Below are 17,198 nucleotides of genomic sequence, written 5' to 3' on the forward strand. Positions count from 1 at the left end.
GGATGATGTGCTCGGGGGCGGGGAAGACAACGTCGGACAGCCGGCCGTGCCACAGCAGACGCCAGATGCATCCGACCGGGTTGAGGTCCGGCGCGTACTTCATTCACCGTAGGTCAGCCCGGACGCGGTTCCAAGCCTCACTCTCGCCAGCGGGAATCAACCCGGGGTTCGGGATCCAGGGAGGCGAAGGGAGGGATCGGGCACAGCTGGGGACGTCATCTCACCCAGCAGTTCGGCAGCCCGTCGGCGGATGGCCGACTCGGCTTCCAGCTCGACGATACGCTCGCGGGCCGCGGCGAGTTCGGACCGGTCACTGCTGCTCGTGACGGGCAGCTGCCCCGTCTCGACGAGGTGCCGGCGACGCCGGACGTGGATCGTCCGATCGCTGATACCGAGGAGCGGAGCGACAAGGGCGGCCTTCGTTCCGAAGGCTGCTGGACGTCAGTCGTCCAGCAAACCGACTTCACCCGCCAGAAGCAGGGATCTGGACATTCTGCCCATGGCGTCCGAGCCGTTCGCAGGCGGCGACCTCTGTCCCTGAGCCCTCGACACCCTGTTGGTCCAGCGAATCCGGCCGAACCGGGCTGGGCAAAGAAGCACAATGACATTGAGGCGAGACGGTTCGTCTTGTTAGGGTAGGGGTATGGCTTTCCTCTTCTTCGTCTGAGTCCGGGCACGGCCGATGCCGCCGTTTCTGCTGCCCGTCGACCCTTCGCATGCCCAGGGAAGTCCTATGCGCGACCGCGCCCATACCGCCGCCCATTCCGCAGTACCCGCCGACGCCTCAGCCGGCGTGGCGCAGCTGTCCGTCAAGGGCCTTACCAAGTCCTACGGCACCCGGATCGTCCTCGACCAGGTCACCTTCACCGTCCGGCCGGGCGAGAAGGCAGCCGTCATCGGTGAGAACGGCTCCGGCAAGTCCACCCTGCTGCGGCTGCTCGCCGCAGCCGAGATGCCGGACTCCGGGGAGATCACCGTCAGCTTCCCCGGCGGCACCGGCCATCTCGCCCAGACGCCCGACCTCGACACGGACCGCACCGTGCAGGACGCCGTCGACCTCGCGCTCACCGAACTGCGCGACTTGGAGCGCCGGTTGCGGCTGGCGGAGGAGTCCCTCGGCGAGGCGACGGATGAGGATCTCGCCGCGTACGGGGATCTGCTGATCGCATTCGAGGAACGCGGCGGATACCAGGCGGACGCCCGCGTGGATGCCGCCCTGCACGGGCTCGGGCTCGCCCGGATCACCCGCGACCGCCTGCTCGGCTCGCTCTCCGGCGGCGAGCAGTCGCGGCTCGCGCTCGCCTGTGTCCTGGCCGTTGCCCCCGAGCTGCTGCTCCTCGACGAACCGACGAACCACCTCGACGCGGCGGCCGTGCGCTGGCTGGAGGAGCACCTGCGCGCACACCGCGGCACCGTCGTCGCGGTCACCCACGACCGCGGGTTCGTGGAGCGCGTCGCCACCACGATCCTCGAGGTCGACCGGGATGCGCGCACGGTGCTCCGGTACGGCGACGGCTGGGCCGGCTACCGCGCCGCGAAGGCCGCCGCCCGGCGCGGCGCGGAGCAGCGGTACGCGGACTGGGTCGAGGAGGTGGCTCGCGCGCAGGGGCTGCTGGAGGCCGCGGGGAGGCGCCTCGCCCTCACCGGCCGCGATCCGAAGCAGGGTTTCGGCAAGCACCGCCGCTCGCACGAGGCGAAGCTCGGCGGGCAGGTGCGCTCGGTCCGGGAGCGCCTGGCCCAACTGCAGCGCAACCCGGTGGCGAAGCCGCCGGCGCCGCTCCGCTTCACGGCGGCGCTGTCGGCGGCGGGCGGCCCCGCCCCGGGCCCCCTCGCCGAGTTCGACGGCGTACGGGTCGGCGAGCGGCTGCGTCTGGACGGGCTCCTGGTGATCGCGCCCGGACAGCGACTGCTGGTCACCGGCGAGAACGGCGCGGGCAAGACGACGCTGCTGCGCGTCCTGGCCGGCGACCTGGAGCCGGACGCGGGCACGGCCCGCCGCCCCGGCCGGATCGGCTACCTCGCACAGGAACTGCCCGCGCACTCCACCCGGCTTCCGCTGCTCACCGCGTTCGCGGCCGGGCGCCCCGGGCTGCCGGACGAGTACGCCGAACAGCTCCTGGCACTGGGCCTGTTCCGCGAGGAGGACCTGCATGTCCCGGTCGCCGCCCTGTCCGCGGGACAGCAGCGGCGGCTGCAGATCGCCCGCCTGGTGACCCGTCCCGTGGACCTCCTCGTCCTCGACGAGCCGACCAACCACATCGCGCTCGACCTGGTCGAGGACCTTCGGGCGGCGCTCGCGGCGTACCCGGGGGCGGTGGTCATGGTGTCGCACGACCGCGGCTTCCAGGAGGGCTTCGAGGGGGAGCAGTTGGAGCTGCGTGCCGGCCGCAGGTGCTGACCGCGTGGCCCGTCAGGGCGCCTCCGCCATGACGGGCCCGGCATCTGACGTTCGGCCACGACACGGTGGACGCGGCGCTGCGGACCTGAGCGCCGCAGCCGCCGCAGCAGGACTCGTAAGGCTCGCACTAAACGGCGACCTCGTGGCGCTTCCCCTCTCCCCCAGCCCCGGCTCCCCCACCCTCTGCGGACGGCTCCCGCCCCGGAAGTTTCGCCCCCTCGATGTCGACGTCCGGCGTGATCCGGTCGAGCCAGCCGGGGAGGCCCCAGGCGCGGCGGCCGAGCAGCGCCATGGCCGCCGGTACGAGGGTCATGCGGACGACGAAGGCGTCGACGAGGACACCGAAGGCCAGGGCGAAGCCGATGGACTTGATGATCGGGTCGTGGTTGAAGACGAAGCCGCCGAAGACCGCGACCATGATCAGTGCGGCGGCGCTGACGACCCGTCCGCTGCGCGCCACGCCCTGGATGACGGCCTCGGCGGCGTCGCCGGAGTGCTCGTAGTGCTCGCGCATGCGGCTGACGAGGAAGACCTCGTAGTCCATGGCGAGTCCGAACAGCACTCCGATGAGGAGGACCGGAAGGAAGCTGGTGACCGGGCCGGCCGAGGGGATGCCGAGGATGCCGTTGAGGTGGCCGTCCTGGAAGACCCACACGGTGGCGCCCAGGGACGCGGCGACCGACAGCAGGAAGCCGAGCGCGGCCTTGACGGGAACGAGCAGTGACCGGAAGGCGATGGTCAGCAGGATCAGGGCCAGGATCACGATGATGGCGATGAACAGCGGGAGCGCGTCGGACAGTTTGCCGGAGACGTCGATCGCGGCGGCGGTCGTCCCCGCGATGTAGAGGGTGCCGCCCGCCCTGTCGACGGTGGGCGCGTTGTCCCGCAGCCGGTGCACGAGGTCGGTGGTGGCCCGGGCGTCGGGCCCGGTCTTCGGGACGACGGCGATGAGGGCGAGGGTCGAGTCGGCGTTGGTGACCGGCGGGGCGACGACGGCCACACCCCGGTCGTTCGCCAAGGTCGTCCGCAGGTCCGTCACGGTCGGTGTGCGGTCGGCGGCGGGGATGCCGCTCAGGTCGACCACGGCCGTCAGGGTGGCGTTGAATCCGGGCCCGAAGCCCTCCGTCAGCAGGTCGTAACTCTTGTGCTGGGTGCTGTCGACGGGCTGCGAGGCGTTGCTGGGCAGGCCGAGGCGCAGATCCTTGGCGGGTACGGCGAGCGCGAGCAGTCCGATCACACCGGCGAGGAGCACGAGCAGCGGCTTGCGGGTGACCGCGCGGGCCCAGGCCAGGCCCCAGGCACCGGGGGTGCGTTCGGCCGTACGACGGCTGCGCGGCCGTAGCCGCTCTCCGAACAGGGCGAGGACGGCGGGTACGAGGGTGAGGGCGATCAGGACCGCCAGCAGCACGGTGACCGCGGCGGCCAGCCCCATCACCGTCAGGAACGGGATGCCGGTGACCGCGAGCGCCGCCAGCGCGATGATCACGGTCGCCCCGGCGAAGACGACCGCGCCGCCGGCGGTGGCCACGGCGCGTGCGATCGATTCCTCGACGTCGGCCTCCAGGTCGGCGAGTTGTTCGCGGTGGCGGGAGATGAGGAAGAGGGCGTAGTCGATGCCCACGGCCAGCCCGATCATCAGGGCGAGGACCGTGGCGGTGCTGGTCATCTCGAGGAAGCGGGACACGAACTGCACGCCGAGGACGCCGATCGCCACCCCCACGAGGGCGGTCAGCATCGGCAGTCCGGCGGCCACGAGGGAGCCGAGAGCCAGGGCCAGGACGGCGAACGCGATCACCACGCCGACCAGTTCTGCCGGGCCGCCGACCTCGGTCTTGGGCTCCATCGCCGAGCCGCCGAACTCGACGTCGAGGCCGGCGTCCCGGGCCGGGGCCATCGCGTGGGACAGCGCGTCCTTGGCCGCTTCCGGCACGTCGGCGGCCTGCTGGCGGAAGTGGACGTCGGCGTAGCCGATCCGCAGGTCCGCCGAGACCGTCTTCGCCCTCAGCGGGTCGGAGACGTCCACGACTCCCGACACCTGGGCGGCCTTCGCCAGGCTCGCGTCGAGGGCCGCCGACGTCTTCGGCCCGGTGAGGCCGACGCCCTCGGGCGCCGCGAAGACCACGCGGGCCACCCCGCCCGCAGCCTCCGGGAACTTCGCCCCCAGGAGGTCCTGGGCCTGCTGGGACTCGATCCCCGGCACCGAGAACTCGGTGGTCGCCTTGCCGTGCAGGGTGATCCCGAGGCCGCCCACGACGGCGAGCAGCAGCAGCCAGACGGCTATGACCCGGCCGCGACGGCGTACCGCCCATCGCCCCCAGGTGTACAGGCGTGACGCCATGTCCGTTCCCCTCTCGTCCGGAGTCCGGGCCTTCCGACCCCGACTCGCTACACCGTAAGGCATTTTTGCAGTCGACTGTAACTTAACCGTCGATGGTAAAGTGCCGGTCATGATGAGCGAGGGTCTGCGGGAACGTTCCAAGGCGCGCCGCCGGGAGGCGATCCTCCGGTCGGCGTACGAGTTGTTCGCCGACCGCGGCTTCGAAGCGACGACGATCGCCGACATCGCGGCGGCCGCGGAGGTGTCGCCGCGTACGGTCACGCTGTACTTCCCGTCGAAGCTGGAGCTGGCGACATCCCACTTCGACGCGTTCGCGGACCGGCTGGGCGCGGCGCTGCGCGGACGGCCGGACGGGCAGACGACCCTGGACGCGCTGGAGGACTGGCTGCGAAGTGAGATCGCCGGGCGCGGCGACCTGGACGACCTCGAGGACCGGATGCTCGACGTCAATCCGCAACTCAGGGCGGTCACCAACGCCCGACTGGCGGAGGCCATCCAGGAGGGCGTCTGCATCTTCGCCGAGGAGCGGGGTGTCGCCCCGGACGACTTCGGCCCCCGGATGGTGGCCGCGGCAGCGGCGGCGGTCATCGGCGAGCTCTGCCACCACACCCAGGAAGCCGACATCGACACGGCGATGACGTTCCTGCGCGCCGGGGCCGACGCCATCGACACCCCGCGGAGCGGGTAGACCCACTGGAACCGGCCCCAATGATTACCGGAAGGTAACCAAGCCCGGGTTGGGAGTTGATGCACCGTTATGCGGTTGGAGGAACCTATGAAACTGAGAATCCGCTGAGCATTCCGCGCCCACATGCGTATCTGAGGACGGCGCTTCGCCCATGCCGGGAGTCCTGCCGGCTCCGGAGATGTCCTTGAGAGGCCTGATGAGACGCAACACGCGAAAAAGATCGAAGACTGCCCGTCGGGCGGTAGGCGCTGCGGCCGCATTGGCCGTCGGAGCCGGTGGACTGGTGGCGGTCAACATCTACGCCTCGGCCGACGAAACCAGCGCGGCGAAGGGCTCTGCCCAGAACCAGGTGCTCGCGGGCGGAACGGTTTCCACCATCGACTGCCCCGACGTCGGCCAGCAGTTGACATCGGTGCCCGCTCAGGCGAAGGCCCAGGTCGACAAGGAACTGGCACTCCTCGACAAGCAGATCTCCGAGGCATACCAGCGCCTTTCCACCTCCCAGAGGGCGATCGCGCAGGACCCCAACTTCGCCCAGAACGCGATCATTGGGCCGCTGAAGGACAAGCGGAAGGCGACGATCGACCGGATCGCCATCGCCATCGGCCGTGTGACGGCCAAGCCGCAGGGCCTTGACGCTCTGGCGGCCTGCACGCTGCGCGCCACCGGCGGCCAGCCCACCGCCGGTCAGCCCACCGCCAGTCCGGGTGGCAACAACACCAATGCCGGCGCGACCGGCAACGGCCCCGTCGCCGCCGACTTCGTGGACATCACCAAGGTGAAGTCCAACGTGCGTGCGCCGGCCAGGTCTGCGCAGGCTTCGAAGGGTTCCTTCGTCACCAAGTGCGGGGTGAACGCCAACAAGCTGTACAACAGCGACAACGTCATCGTCGCGCCCGGTGTCACCAACGGCGCCCACCACGTGCACGACTACGTCGGCAACCAGGACAACGACGCCTTCTCCAGCGACCAGGACTTCGCCAAGGCCGGCACCAGCTGCCAGAACAAGGGCGACAAGTCGTCCTACTACTGGCCGGTGGTGCGCCTGCAGGACGGCACCAAGGAGTTCGACAACGACAAGCTGGGCGGCGGCGCCGAAGGCAACACCGGCCGGATCCTCACGGCCAAGCAGGCCACCCTGGACTTCGTGGGCAGCCCCCGCGGCAAGGTGGTCGCGATGCCGAAGTTCCTGCGCATCATCACCGGTGACGCCAAGGCGTTCGTCAACGGCACCGCCAACGCCAACGCCTCCTGGAGCTGCACCGGCTTCGAGAACAAGGTGCAGCTGAAGGACAAGTACCCGCTCTGCCCCCGCGGCAGCAACGTGGTGCGCACCTTCAAGTTCCAGAGCTGCTGGGACGGCACGAACATCGACAGCGCCAACCACCGTACGCACGTGGCCTTCGCTGACGCCAACGGCAACTGCGCGACCGGCTTCAAGGCCATCCCGCAGTTGGTGCAGCGACTGGTGTACGCCGTGAAGGCGCCCAGTGTGAAGGACAACGGCAAGACCAGTCCGTTCTACGCGTTGGACGGCTTCCCCGAGCAGGCGCACAAGCCGATCACCGACCACGGTGACTTCATCAACGTCTTCGACCCGAAGGTGATGAACAAGGCGGTCCAGTGCATCAACACCGGACGTAAGTGCAGCTAGGTCCGAATATCCGGTACCCGGTACCGGGTACCGAGCGGTGGGCGTCGTCGTGCTGACGGCGCCCACCGCCATGAACGGAACGCGGCGGTACGTCAGTTCAGACCGGTCGCCCCGGCCAGGACGTGGGTGCCCGGCGTGCAGCTGTCCCGCAGTTCCGCGAGTTCGGCGGCGGGCAGGCTCCGGGCGGAGCCTCGTCGGCCGTGGTCGAGCAGCGCGGACGCGGTGCGCAGCCAACGTGGCACGGGGTCCACGCCGATGAACTGCGCCAGGCGGGTCAGCTCTTCGCCAGGGTGGTCCAGGAGGTTCTCGTAGCCGAGGGTGGTACGTCGATCGGCGGGGAGCCGGGCGAGGAACTCCGTTCCCTCGGTGACGAGTTCGGACCACAGGGCACCGAAGGTCCGCAGCGGGATGTGCCGGTCGCGTACGAGGGCGGGGTCGAAGCGTTCGTCGAGCAGGGGCGCCAGGTCCGGGGGCAGCGCGCGGATGTGCTCGGGGGTCAGGTCGGCGAAGCTGTCGACACCGGAGCGGGTCCTGATCTCGCGGAGCAGCAAGATCGTGCGGTATCCGGGATGGCGGCTCATGGACAGGGCACAGTCCGGGCCGTCGCGGAACATGTGCACGAACCTGGCCTCCGGGAATGCCTCCCGCAACTTCGGGGCCCAGCCCGTCGAGTAGCCGGAGCGCTCCACGACGGCGGTGCGTCCGAACCGGGTGCAGAGCAGGTCGAACAGGGCGCGGTGATGCTCGGCGGCGGGGCGCCCGGGCCACCGGACCACCGCGGCGCCGAGCTCGTCGAGGAGTCCGTCCGGATCGTCGGTGAGGTGGGGCAGCACCATCAGGGAAAGCGCGGGAATGTCCGCGGTCCGCGCCGAGTACCTGCCGGGGCGGCGGGTGTGGAGGAACTCCGGCAGCGGCAGCCCGCTGCGGATCATCCGCTCGAAATGCGGCGCGGGCCCGAAGAGCGCCTGCCAGAACTCCTCGCCGTCCACCTTCCCCTCGGGGAAGGACGCGTCGCCCACCGAGGCCATGTACTCGTTCAGGCTCAGCACGTCCGGGTGGGCGTTGAGGATGCGTGACAGCGCCGTCGAGCCGCTGCGCCCCGTACCGAAGACGAAGGTCAGAGAACGCATGATCCCCTTTCGAGTGGTGCGACCGGTGCGTCGTACGTCCACGAGGGACCGGTCACCGTCGGTCTGTCCAACTCTCTCTGCCCGATCCGACAGGTCCTGCCCCGTTCAGAGGTAGCCGGCAAAGGGCTGGACGCCCATGAGGACCGCGCCGGCGCCGTCGTACATGCCCTCCTGGAGGAAGGCGTGCTGCGGTACGACCGAGGCGTCGCGCAGGTGGCGCTGGAGGGGGCTGTCGTCGGCGACGGCGTCGATGCCGCCGAGTTGGTAGGCGGTTCGGACGACCTCGAAGGAGGTCTTGGCGAGGTGGGTGGAGGCCAGGCGCAGCATGCTCGCCTGGTCGGCGGTCGCGGGGTCGCCCGCCTGGACCGTGGCCCAGGCCTCCTCCGTGGCCTCGTAGAAGAAGGCGCGCGCGGACCGGAGTTGGGCCTCCGCCTGGCCGGCCGCGATGCGGTAGCCGGCGCGTTCGGCGGGCTTGGGGGCGCCGGTGTAGCCGGACCGGCCACCCTGCGCGATCACGTGGTCGAGTGCGGCGCGGGCGACACCGAGGCCGACGACGGCCAGGACCTGGGAGGCGTAGGGGAGGGTCGGGTAGCGGTAGAGGGGTTCGTCGACGGTGGGCGCGCTGCCGCGGACGAACGTCCACTCCTCGGGTACGACGACCCCGTCGACCACCAGATCATGGCTGCCGGTGCCCCGCAGACCGATGACGTCCCAGTTCTCAACGATCTTCACCTGGCCTGGTCGCAGTACGGCGGTGCGGGGCCGTCCGGCCTTTTCCTCACCGGTCTTGTTCTCACCGGTCCTGATGCCGACGCCGAGGACGTCCGCGCCCATGCAGCCGCTGGCGAACCTCCACCGGCCCGAGACCCGGTAGCCGCCGCCCTCGGCACCCGCGACGCGCTCGGCGGGCTGTACGGGGAACAGGCCGCCCGCGAAGGCGACATCGGGTCCGTCGGCGTACAGCTCGGCCTGGGTGTCGAGCGGTAGCGCGGCGAGGTAGACCAGGGACGAGCCGAAGCTCGCGACCCAGCCGGCCGAGCCGTCGACGACCGATATCCGTTCGATGAGGCGGAGGAACTCCGCGGGAGGAAGGGCATCGCCTCCGAAACGCCTCGGCGCGCTCGCCCGGTAGAGTCCCGCGTCCTTGAACACGTCGATCACGTCTCGCGGAACGTGCCGCTTCTCCTCGAACTCGGCCCGCCGCTCCTCGACCAGCGCCAGCACCCGGTCCAGGCTCTGTGTCGAAGTCGTCATGAGAAATCCCCTCGCATCGCCGACCGGCTCACTCCCCCGCCCGGGTTCCCGCCCCACCTCACGCCAGGTGCGTCAACTGTCGCTCAGACAGGGGGACTTGACGAAGAGCGGGTTCCCCTCACCTTCCCACAGGCGAACACGCCCGCCGGGACGGGGTCCGTGGCGGGCGCGCTCGGGGTACGCGTGGTCGGTGGGGTCGCCGATGGCGGGGACCACCTTCGCCTTCCGGGCGAACCGCCCGCCGATGGAGCGCGTGGGGCGGTTCGCATCGTCCGGAGGTTGCGTCGGGCGCCCGGCGCCTGACGCCTCCTGCCGACGCAGCCGATGAAGACGCGTCAGTGGTGGTGGCCGTGTCGGCCGAGGGTCTCCACGGGCGTCGCACCGGGGCGGGTCCACTGCGGCACGGGCCGGCTGGTCGGGCCCCACGTGGCGACGCCGTCGGCGTCCGAGCGCCAGTACCAGCAGGCCTCGCGGCCCTCGGACAGCTGCCCCTCGGGGTGGTCCTCCCATGCCTCGCCGCGGCCGTAGGGCGTCATGTCGAGCAGGCTGAGGGACCCGTTGACCGGCTCGTTGCCACGGCCTGTCGTGGAGTAGGTGAGGAACACGCGGTCGCCGTCGCGCAGGAAACTGGCGAGGTATCCCATGTCGCCGCCGACCGGCGCCTCCACGCCCCGCACCGAGTACCAGGGCTGGGTGTAGCCCATGAACTCGACGAAGGAGGCCACCTCGTCCCACGGGCCCGAGGTCAGTACGGCGAACGAGACGCCCCGGGCGTTGAGATAGACGGCGTCCTTCAGATGCCAGGCCGTGGTGGTGCAGCCCTCGCACTGCCCCTGGTGCGGCGCACCGTCGTACCACATGTGCTGGTAGACCACGAGCTCGTCGCGGCCCTGGAACAGGTCGAGGAACGGGACCGGTCCGTCGGCGCCGGTGACCTCGACCGTGCCGTCGATCTCGACCATCGGCAGCCGCCGCCGGGCCGCGGCGATCGCGTCGCCCTCGTGGGTGTGCGCCTTCTCGCGGACCAGCAGTTCCTCGCGCGCCGCCTGCCAGGTGGCCAGGTCGACGACCGGCGGCCTGCCGGGAAGTTTGCTGCTCGCGTTGCCTGGCGTGGTCGTCATGGTCTCCTCCGTGGTGTCTCGTGCGGGCAGCGCCGTACGACGTCGTACGACGCTCACCAGAACAGACTCGCGCCCCGGCCGGAACTCATCGCGGCGGTGGGCGTCCTCGGCGAGTTGCCGTCTGCTGGTAGGCGGGGAACGCCCGGCCGCCGGGGTGGAAGGGCTCGCGGTCGGCGCGGAAGGCGCGCGAGATGCGGGCCGGCGCACCGGCTCGCAGTTCCTCGCCCAGGCCCGCGGCTGCGAGCGAGGCGAGCGTGGTGCCGCCGAGAAAGGCCGCTGCGAGCTCGGCTGCGGTGAGCTGAAGATCGGCGGGGGCGTCCGTACGCTCACAGATGACCGCGTCCGCCTCGGCCTGCAACCGGTAACGCCCGGTGTTCCAGGGGCAGAAGTCGTCCTCGACGCTCAGGACCACATCCAGCGGAGTGGCGTAGCGGCGTCCCGTCAGGGCCAACGCTCGCGGGTCGGTCAGCAGGTGTGGCAGCGTCTCGTCCACTGCGTCGGCAAGGCAGAGGACGTGCAACTGTTCCTCGACCCGCTCCAGGTCCTCACACCGGTTCTGGTCGCCGAGCTGGACCGGGTCGCGCGGCCCATGTCCCGTGGATCGCGCCCTTTTTCAACGCATACCACCGCAGTTCGCCGCCCATCGCGAGGTGAACTCCGCACAGATGACCTCTTGCTGCTGCACTCCCGGGACCTCACTTTCATGATCCTGAACGGCTTGCCGGAGCTGAGGGAACCTGCATTCGAGGAGCGAACATTTCGGAGGTATTCGCCACGGTTCGCCACCCCTTCCGCGCAGTAGAAATATCTACCAGCATGAACCTGCCTGGTCAGGCCGCCCCCAACAGGTGATGGGGGCAGTGCGCCCGCTCGCGCGGGCCAACGGATCCCGGAGGCACACCATGCGCACCGTCACGAAGCAGGCCGTGGAATGGCTTGCCGCCGCCGCGACCGACCCGCGGGACTGCAAGCGGGAGTGGAACGGCGAGACCGGGGCAGCGGTGCTGGCCTGCGGACGGTACTGGGACGTCCTGAGCGTGCCGGAGGAGCTGGCCATGCCGGCCCTCGATGCCCTGCTGTGCATCCCGCAGGCGCCCGGTCCCGCGCTCGCGGACACCGCGGCCCGCCGGGTGGCCTTCTTCCTGCCGCCGGACCCCGCAGGCCGCTGGATCGGCACCGGCATCCGGTACGCGGGCAAAGGCTCGTGGATCGCGGTGCCCGCACCGCATCGAGCCGCAGGACGCCTGCGCTGGCTGGTCCCGCCCGACGGCACCGGTGCGCTGTTCGTTCCCGCCGCCGTGGAACTGGCCCTGCAACTGACGCTCGGAAGACGCACCGCGCAGGCTGACACGACGGGACGGTGCCCGACGTGCGGGGCACCGACCGCGGGATCCCGCCCCAGGGCTGGCGGCCGGCCGGGCTGACGCCTGCGCACCCACTGCTGAGCACAGCCATACACGACCGAGCGCTCCCGCGTGCGGGTACCTCAGCGTGGGGTGACCTACTCGGCCTGGCGCGCCAGAGGCAGTTCGGCGACGCGATCCCACCGGCCCGGGCCCCGCACGGTGGCCGGGTGCTGTTGCTGTGAGGTCATGGCGGGGTCGGCGGAGGCGAGGGAAGCCGATTGTGCGTCCCGCGCGCCTGGAAGCAGCCGGCCTCTCGCCTGCCACTCCCTGACGAGCGCGGCGTAGATGGGCGGGTCCCCTTGGGGCGTTCTGGTGCCTTGGCGGCACGGCGTCTGTTGCTCCGTGTTCTCCCAGAGGAGACGCCCGGTGGTGGCGAAGCCATTCATGCTTCTGCAACGCGACCGCGCACGCGGGTGATACGCCCTCTTCCCTGCTTGGCCCCATCGAATGAGGCTGCGTCCCCCGTACGGGGCCATGCGATTGTCGGACAACCTCGTTACCGAGGTGCCTGTTCGTCCCAGCGCCGTGGGCGGGCGTGGTGCGGGCCCTCGACTGCGGTGGCCGGCAACGGCCGGCCACCGTTGTCGGTGTCCGGCTCGTCACGCGGCCCGATCGCAGTCCGGGGAGATCCTCGCGCCCTCCTGGGCAAGGCTGGGGGCTGGGCGGATGACGGTGAGTGAGCGTTCGAGATGCGCGGCAGCGTGCGCACTGTTTCGCTGGGGTGGCCCGCTCTTCCCCATCACCCAAGGAGTGATCATGAGCGTTGCAGGCGAATCCGGCGGTCGTGCCCAGCAGATGCGCCAGAAGGCACAGGAACTGGAACAGGCCGCGGAGCGCGCCACTGACCCGGGCGAGCGTCAGCGGCTCAAGGACAAGGCCAGCCGGCTCAAGGAACAGATCGAGCAGCAAGGCCGCACGGGCAGCGGGGACACCGACCCCATGGTGTAACAGCACCCTGCACCTGCACCGGCCGGTGGCCTCCCCCGCGACCCTTCCCGCGCGAGGCCACCGGCCGGTCATGCATGTCTGCGCCCCCACAGCCGGCAGTGCTCCGCCATCCTGCGCTCGCTCTGCGCTGCGCCGTGCGCGTCGGCGTACGCGGCGAGATCGAGTCGGCCGCCTTCAGTCGCTACCAGCTCCCCGGAACGCCGCCATTTCGCACACCGATCTCCCCTTCATGGAAGGGCCGGACGCCATCGGCCGCTCGACGCAAGGCAGGTGAGCGAAAGCTCCGCCCCTCGCCCCGCCCGTGGCAAGCATCCTGCGGGACGCGACGTCGTCCGCTTCGCACAGCTCCCGCTGACCCGCGACCGCGTGTGGTTCGCCCTGCACGAAGCGGGCGTGACCGATCAGACGAGGTCGAGCAGTTCCTCGTACAGGCCATCTTCCCGACGCCTGCCAGCCGGCCGAGGTGTTCAGCCCTGAGTCCGAGGGCCGCCCCGCCACAGCGGGGCCGGGCCGCTGCTCTCCCGCACGATCAGCTCCGGTTCGGCCCACAGGGGCAACGCCGGGGCGGTATCGGGCTCCAGGAGTCGGTGGAGCAGGCCGAAGCAGCCCCGGCCGAGACCTTCGAAGTCGAGGCGGACAGTGGTCAGGGCGGGGTGTGCGTAGGCGGAGTGGGGGGCGTCGTCGAAGCCCACCACGCTCAGGTCCCCCGGCACGTCACGGCCCGCCTCCCTGGCCGCGCGGAGTACACCGAGTGCCAGGTCGTCGTTGCCGCAGAGCACGGCCGTGACCGACGGGTCGACCAGCAGCGAGCGGGCGCCGAGGTAGCCGGAGCGAGGGCTCCAGCCCGCGTCGAGAGGTTCCGGGAGCGGCTTTCCGGCCGCCCGCAGGGCGTCGCGCCAGCCCTCGGTGCGCTGGCCGATGCGGGTGGTGGAGGAAGGGATCGCCAGGTAGTGCACGGTCTCGTGGCCGAGTCCGAGGAGATAGCGGGTGGCCTGGGCTGCCGCCGCCCGGTCGTCCAGCCAGAGGTGGGGCCGGTCGCCGGGACTGCCGTCCTCGGGCCGTTCCACCGCCGCCGCTGCCGGGAACCCGGCGGGCAGTGCCTCCCACGCCTGTACGCCCGGTGCGTCGAAGGCGATCACCAGCACCGCCTCCCCCGGCCTGCTGACCCGGGCCGCGACATCGGCGGGCTGCTGGGCCGAGCCGGTGCCGAGCACGCTGATCCCGACGGCGAAGTCCGCCGCCCTCGCCGCCTCCTCGATGCCCTTCAGGGTCGCCGAGGCCCCGTACAAGGAGGTGTCGGAGGTCAGCACGGTCACCGAGCGCACCGCACCTCCGGCGAGGGCCCGGGCCATCCGGTTGGGCGTGTAGCCCAGTTCCGCGATGACGTTCAGGACCCGGGCCCGGGTCGACTCCTTGACCTTGGGGTGACCGTTGACGACCCGGGAGACGGTCTGGTGGGACACGCCCGCCTCCCTGGCGACGTCCCGGATGCTGACGGTCTTCGGAGCCTGCGGTTCCCCGCCGGAGCGGGGGGCGGGCGTCGCTTCCTGCATGGTGGGGACGGCTCCTCGTCGGGACTGGCCAGGGGGTGACAGCGGCGGTGACAGCCGATCGCGGTGTCCTCGATGCCCCTGAGAAGGCGCTGACGTCCACTCCCTGAGGACCGACGGCCATACCGTACCCGCAGCGGTGACGACCTGCTTCGACGGCTCCGGATCGAGCCGTTTGGCCGACCCCCGCGCCTCCTCCGCCGTCGCCTGACGGGAGGCCAGGAGAAAAGTTCCACGCGAAGTATTGCGGGGCCAATTGTTACCGTTCACACTGCTGCTGCGTCACCGGCACGTTAACGACCGGTGCCGGAGGCGTGCAGGAACCCACCCACAGGTTCCGCCTCGTGATTCCCCTTGGTGAAAGCCTCATCCCGGCCTTCCCTTGCCACGCTGTCCGTTGCCGAGCCCTGCGGAGCAAAAATGTGAACGGTAACATTTTTGGCCGCAGGAGGCCGGTGCCCGCTATTTGCACATTGGATTGGAAAGGGTCGACTTCATGTCATCAGGGAGAACCGCCGTGGCCCGCTGGACAAGACGTATCGCCGTCCAGGCGTTGGCCCTCGGTCTGGCTTTCGCCGGGCTCGCGGCCGCGGGCGGTGGCCGGACGCCGTCGGCGGACCTCGGCCGGACCGAGCCCGTCGCGGTGACCAGCAACCAGGTCGCGGTTCCGCCGGCACCGATGGGCTGGGCTTCCTGGAACAGCTTCGCCAGCAGCATCGACTACAACACCATCAAGGCCCAGGCCGACGCCCTCGTCTCGTCCGGCATGGCCGCCGCCGGCTACGACTACGTCAATATCGACGACGGCTGGTGGCAGGGCGCCCGTGACAGCAACGGGAGGATCGTCACCGACGAAAGCCTGTTTCCCGGCGGTATGAAGGCCATGGCCGACTACCTCCACAGCAAGGGCCTGAAGGCGGGCATCTACACCGACGCGGGCAAGCAGGGCTGCGGCTACTACTACCCCACCACCAGGCCCGCGGCGCCCAACACCGGCAGTGAGGGGCACTACCAGCAGGACATGCAGACGTTCCAGGAGTGGGGCTACGACTTCGTCAAGATCGACTGGTGCGGCGGCAACGCCGAGGGCCTCGACCAGGAGACCACGTACAGGGCGATCAGCGCCGCCAACGACGCCGCGACCGCGATCACCGGCCGCAAGCTGGTCCTGTCGTTCTGCGAGTGGGGCACCGGCAACTCCTGGAACTGGGGCGCGGGGTTGGCCCCGATGTGGCGTACCAGCACCGACATCATCTTCTGGGGCAGCAGCCCGTCCACGGCCAACATGCTGGCCAACTTCGACAAGGCGCTGCACCCGTCGTCCCAGCACACCGGGTACTACAACGACCCCGACATGCTGATGGTCGGCATGAACGGCTTCAGCGCCGCCCAGAACCGCACCCACATGAGCCTGTGGGCGATCTCCGGCGCTCCGCTGCTGGCCGGCAACAACCTCACCACCATGAGCTCCACCACCGCGTCGATCCTCAAGAACTCCGAGGTCATCGCCATCGACCAGGACACCCGCGGCCTCCAGGGCGTCAAGGTCGCCGAGGACACCAAGGGCCTGCAGGTCTACAGCAAGGTCCTGTCCGGCACCGGCAAGCGTGCCGTGCTGCTGCTCAACCGCACCTCCGCCGCCGCCTCCGTCACGGCCCGCTGGGCCGACCTGGGCCTGACCACGGCCTCCGCCGCCGTACGCAACGTATGGACGACGACGAACGCGGGCAGCTCCGCGACGAGCTACACCACCAGCGTCCCGGCCGGCGAAGCGGTGCTGCTCACCGTCTCCGGCACCGAGGCCTCCGGCACGACGTACGAGGCCGAGTCCTCGTCCAACACCCTGGCCGGTGCCGCCGCGAACGCCACCTGCGCGAACTGCTCGGGCGGCTCGCTGGTCGGCTATGTCGGCAACGGCTCCGCCAACACCCTGACGTTCAACGGCGTCAACGCCTCGACGTCCGGCGTGAAGCTCGCCACCATCGCCTACGTCAACGGTGACAGCGCCGCCCGTACGGCGACGCTCCAGGTCAACGGCCAGCAGCCCACGGTGGTCTCGTTCCCGCCGACCGGCTCCTGGACCACTCCCGGCACCGTCTCCGTGCTGGTCGGCATGGCCAAGGGCCCCAACACCATGAAGTTCTCCAACAGTGGCGGCTGGTCACCCAACCTCGACGCCGTCCTCCTTCAGGGCATCGCCGGCACCGACGGCAACGCGATCGTCGGCGCCGGCTCCAACCGCTGCCTCGACCTCGCCAAGAACACCATCACCAACGGCACCCAGCTCGCCCTGTGGGACTGCGTGGGCGGACACAACCAGACCTTCACGTCCACGTCGCGCGGCGAGCTCGTGGTCTACGGCAACAAGTGCCTCGACGCCGACAACAACGGCACCACCAACGGGACGAAGGTCATCATCTGGGACTGCACCGGCGGTACCAACCAGAAGTGGACCGTCAACTCCAACGGCACCCTCACCAACAACCAGTCCGGTCTCTGCCTCGACGCCGTCAGCAACGGGACCGCCAACGGGACCAAGATCGACCTGTGGACGTGCAACGGCGGCACCAACCAGCAGTGGACGCTCAACTGACGGATTGACGCCTCCCCGTTGGTTGCTTCCTGATCGGCGGACGGACCGGATTCTCCGGCCCGTCCGCCGATTCGCGTGCGCGGCGTCACGTGGACGTGCGCGGCAAGGAATCGAGAAG

The 17,198-nt window shown here is 70.3% G+C and carries 12 protein-coding genes; 6 read left to right on the forward strand and 6 right to left on the reverse strand.

The genetic code is table 11. From position 1 onward, the window contains the following. Window positions 1-733 precede the first annotated feature (733 nt). Window positions 734-2,398: an ABC-F family ATP-binding cassette domain-containing protein gene (locus tag ACH4TV_RS34640; RefSeq protein WP_398405216.1), complete on the forward strand. Its 1,665-nt coding sequence runs from the start codon at window positions 734-736 to the stop codon at window positions 2,396-2,398. A 127-nt stretch (window positions 2,399-2,525) separates the two neighbouring features. Here the strand turns inward: ACH4TV_RS34640 and ACH4TV_RS34645 are convergent, their stop codons facing one another. After that, complete coding sequence (locus ACH4TV_RS34645) at window positions 2,526-4,736, reverse strand: MMPL family transporter (protein WP_398405217.1); 2,211 nt, start codon at window positions 4,734-4,736, stop codon at window positions 2,526-2,528. 109 nt (window positions 4,737-4,845) lie between these two features. Here ACH4TV_RS34645 and ACH4TV_RS34650 point away from each other — a divergent pair, with 109 nt between their 5' ends. Both ACH4TV_RS34650 and ACH4TV_RS34655 read left to right on the forward strand, forming a co-directional pair. Further along, complete coding sequence (locus ACH4TV_RS34650) at window positions 4,846-5,424, forward strand: TetR/AcrR family transcriptional regulator (RefSeq protein WP_398405218.1); 579 nt, start codon at window positions 4,846-4,848, stop codon at window positions 5,422-5,424. Window positions 5,425-5,620: 196 nt separating this feature from the next. Continuing rightward, complete coding sequence (locus tag ACH4TV_RS34655) at window positions 5,621-7,078, forward strand: DUF1996 domain-containing protein (protein ID WP_398405219.1); 1,458 nt, start codon at window positions 5,621-5,623, stop codon at window positions 7,076-7,078. Window positions 7,079-7,170: 92 nt separating this feature from the next. Here the strand turns inward: ACH4TV_RS34655 and ACH4TV_RS34660 are convergent, their stop codons facing one another. The 4 genes from ACH4TV_RS34660 to ACH4TV_RS34675 form a co-directional block, all read right to left on the reverse strand. Then, window positions 7,171-8,208 carry a sulfotransferase gene (locus ACH4TV_RS34660; protein WP_398405220.1) on the reverse strand — a complete coding sequence of 346 codons (1,038 nt, stop codon included), beginning with the start codon at window positions 8,206-8,208 and terminating at the stop codon, window positions 7,171-7,173. Window positions 8,209-8,313: 105 nt separating this feature from the next. After that, window positions 8,314-9,462, reverse strand: coding sequence for an acyl-CoA dehydrogenase family protein (locus tag ACH4TV_RS34665; protein ID WP_398405221.1), 1,149 nt, complete (start codon window positions 9,460-9,462; stop codon window positions 8,314-8,316). A 335-nt stretch (window positions 9,463-9,797) separates the two neighbouring features. Continuing rightward, window positions 9,798-10,583, reverse strand: a complete 786-nt coding sequence (locus ACH4TV_RS34670; RefSeq protein WP_398405222.1) for a DUF899 domain-containing protein — start codon at window positions 10,581-10,583, stop codon at window positions 9,798-9,800. A gap of 85 nt (window positions 10,584-10,668) precedes the next feature. Then, window positions 10,669-11,076: a sterol carrier protein domain-containing protein gene (locus tag ACH4TV_RS34675; protein ID WP_398405223.1), complete on the reverse strand. Its 408-nt coding sequence runs from the start codon at window positions 11,074-11,076 to the stop codon at window positions 10,669-10,671. Window positions 11,077-11,485: 409 nt separating this feature from the next. Between ACH4TV_RS34675 and ACH4TV_RS34680 the strand changes: the two genes are divergently transcribed. Together ACH4TV_RS34680 and ACH4TV_RS34685 are read left to right on the forward strand one after the other, a co-directional pair. Continuing rightward, window positions 11,486-12,007: a hypothetical protein gene (locus tag ACH4TV_RS34680; protein WP_398405224.1), complete on the forward strand. Its 522-nt coding sequence runs from the start codon at window positions 11,486-11,488 to the stop codon at window positions 12,005-12,007. Between the two features lie 738 nt (window positions 12,008-12,745). Next, a complete protein-coding gene (locus ACH4TV_RS34685; RefSeq protein WP_398405225.1) occupies window positions 12,746-12,937 on the forward strand; it encodes a DUF6381 family protein in 192 nt (63 codons plus the stop codon). A 467-nt stretch (window positions 12,938-13,404) separates the two neighbouring features. On the opposite strand, the gene ACH4TV_RS34690 is transcribed toward ACH4TV_RS34685, so the two are convergent. Continuing rightward, on the reverse strand, window positions 13,405-14,490 hold the full coding sequence (locus ACH4TV_RS34690; protein ID WP_398405226.1) for a LacI family DNA-binding transcriptional regulator: 1,086 nt from the start codon (window positions 14,488-14,490) through the stop codon (window positions 13,405-13,407). Window positions 14,491-14,983: 493 nt separating this feature from the next. Between ACH4TV_RS34690 and ACH4TV_RS34695 the strand changes: the two genes are divergently transcribed. After that, on the forward strand, window positions 14,984-17,080 hold the full coding sequence (locus ACH4TV_RS34695) for an RICIN domain-containing protein (protein ID WP_398405227.1): 2,097 nt from the start codon (window positions 14,984-14,986) through the stop codon (window positions 17,078-17,080). Window positions 17,081-17,198 lie beyond the last annotated feature (118 nt).

Source organism: Streptomyces sp. NPDC020898, assembly GCF_044333925.1.
Classification (GTDB): domain Bacteria; phylum Actinomycetota; class Actinomycetes; order Streptomycetales; family Streptomycetaceae; genus Streptomyces.

Coding starts and splice junctions, on each gene's coding strand:
- ACH4TV_RS34640 (WP_398405216.1), top strand. CDS start 734: ATGCGCGACCGCGCCCATACCGCCGCCCATTCCGCAGTACCCGCCGAC.
- ACH4TV_RS34645 (WP_398405217.1), bottom strand. CDS start 4,736: ATGGCGTCACGCCTGTACACCTGGGGGCGATGGGCGGTACGCCGTCGC.
- ACH4TV_RS34650 (WP_398405218.1), top strand. CDS start 4,846: ATGATGAGCGAGGGTCTGCGGGAACGTTCCAAGGCGCGCCGCCGGGAG.
- ACH4TV_RS34655 (WP_398405219.1), top strand. CDS start 5,621: ATGAGACGCAACACGCGAAAAAGATCGAAGACTGCCCGTCGGGCGGTA.
- ACH4TV_RS34660 (WP_398405220.1), bottom strand. CDS start 8,208: ATGCGTTCTCTGACCTTCGTCTTCGGTACGGGGCGCAGCGGCTCGACG.
- ACH4TV_RS34665 (WP_398405221.1), bottom strand. CDS start 9,462: ATGACGACTTCGACACAGAGCCTGGACCGGGTGCTGGCGCTGGTCGAG.
- ACH4TV_RS34670 (WP_398405222.1), bottom strand. CDS start 10,583: ATGACGACCACGCCAGGCAACGCGAGCAGCAAACTTCCCGGCAGGCCG.
- ACH4TV_RS34680 (WP_398405224.1), top strand. CDS start 11,486: ATGCGCACCGTCACGAAGCAGGCCGTGGAATGGCTTGCCGCCGCCGCG.
- ACH4TV_RS34685 (WP_398405225.1), top strand. CDS start 12,746: ATGAGCGTTGCAGGCGAATCCGGCGGTCGTGCCCAGCAGATGCGCCAG.
- ACH4TV_RS34690 (WP_398405226.1), bottom strand. CDS start 14,490: ATGCAGGAAGCGACGCCCGCCCCCCGCTCCGGCGGGGAACCGCAGGCT.
- ACH4TV_RS34695 (WP_398405227.1), top strand. CDS start 14,984: ATGTCATCAGGGAGAACCGCCGTGGCCCGCTGGACAAGACGTATCGCC.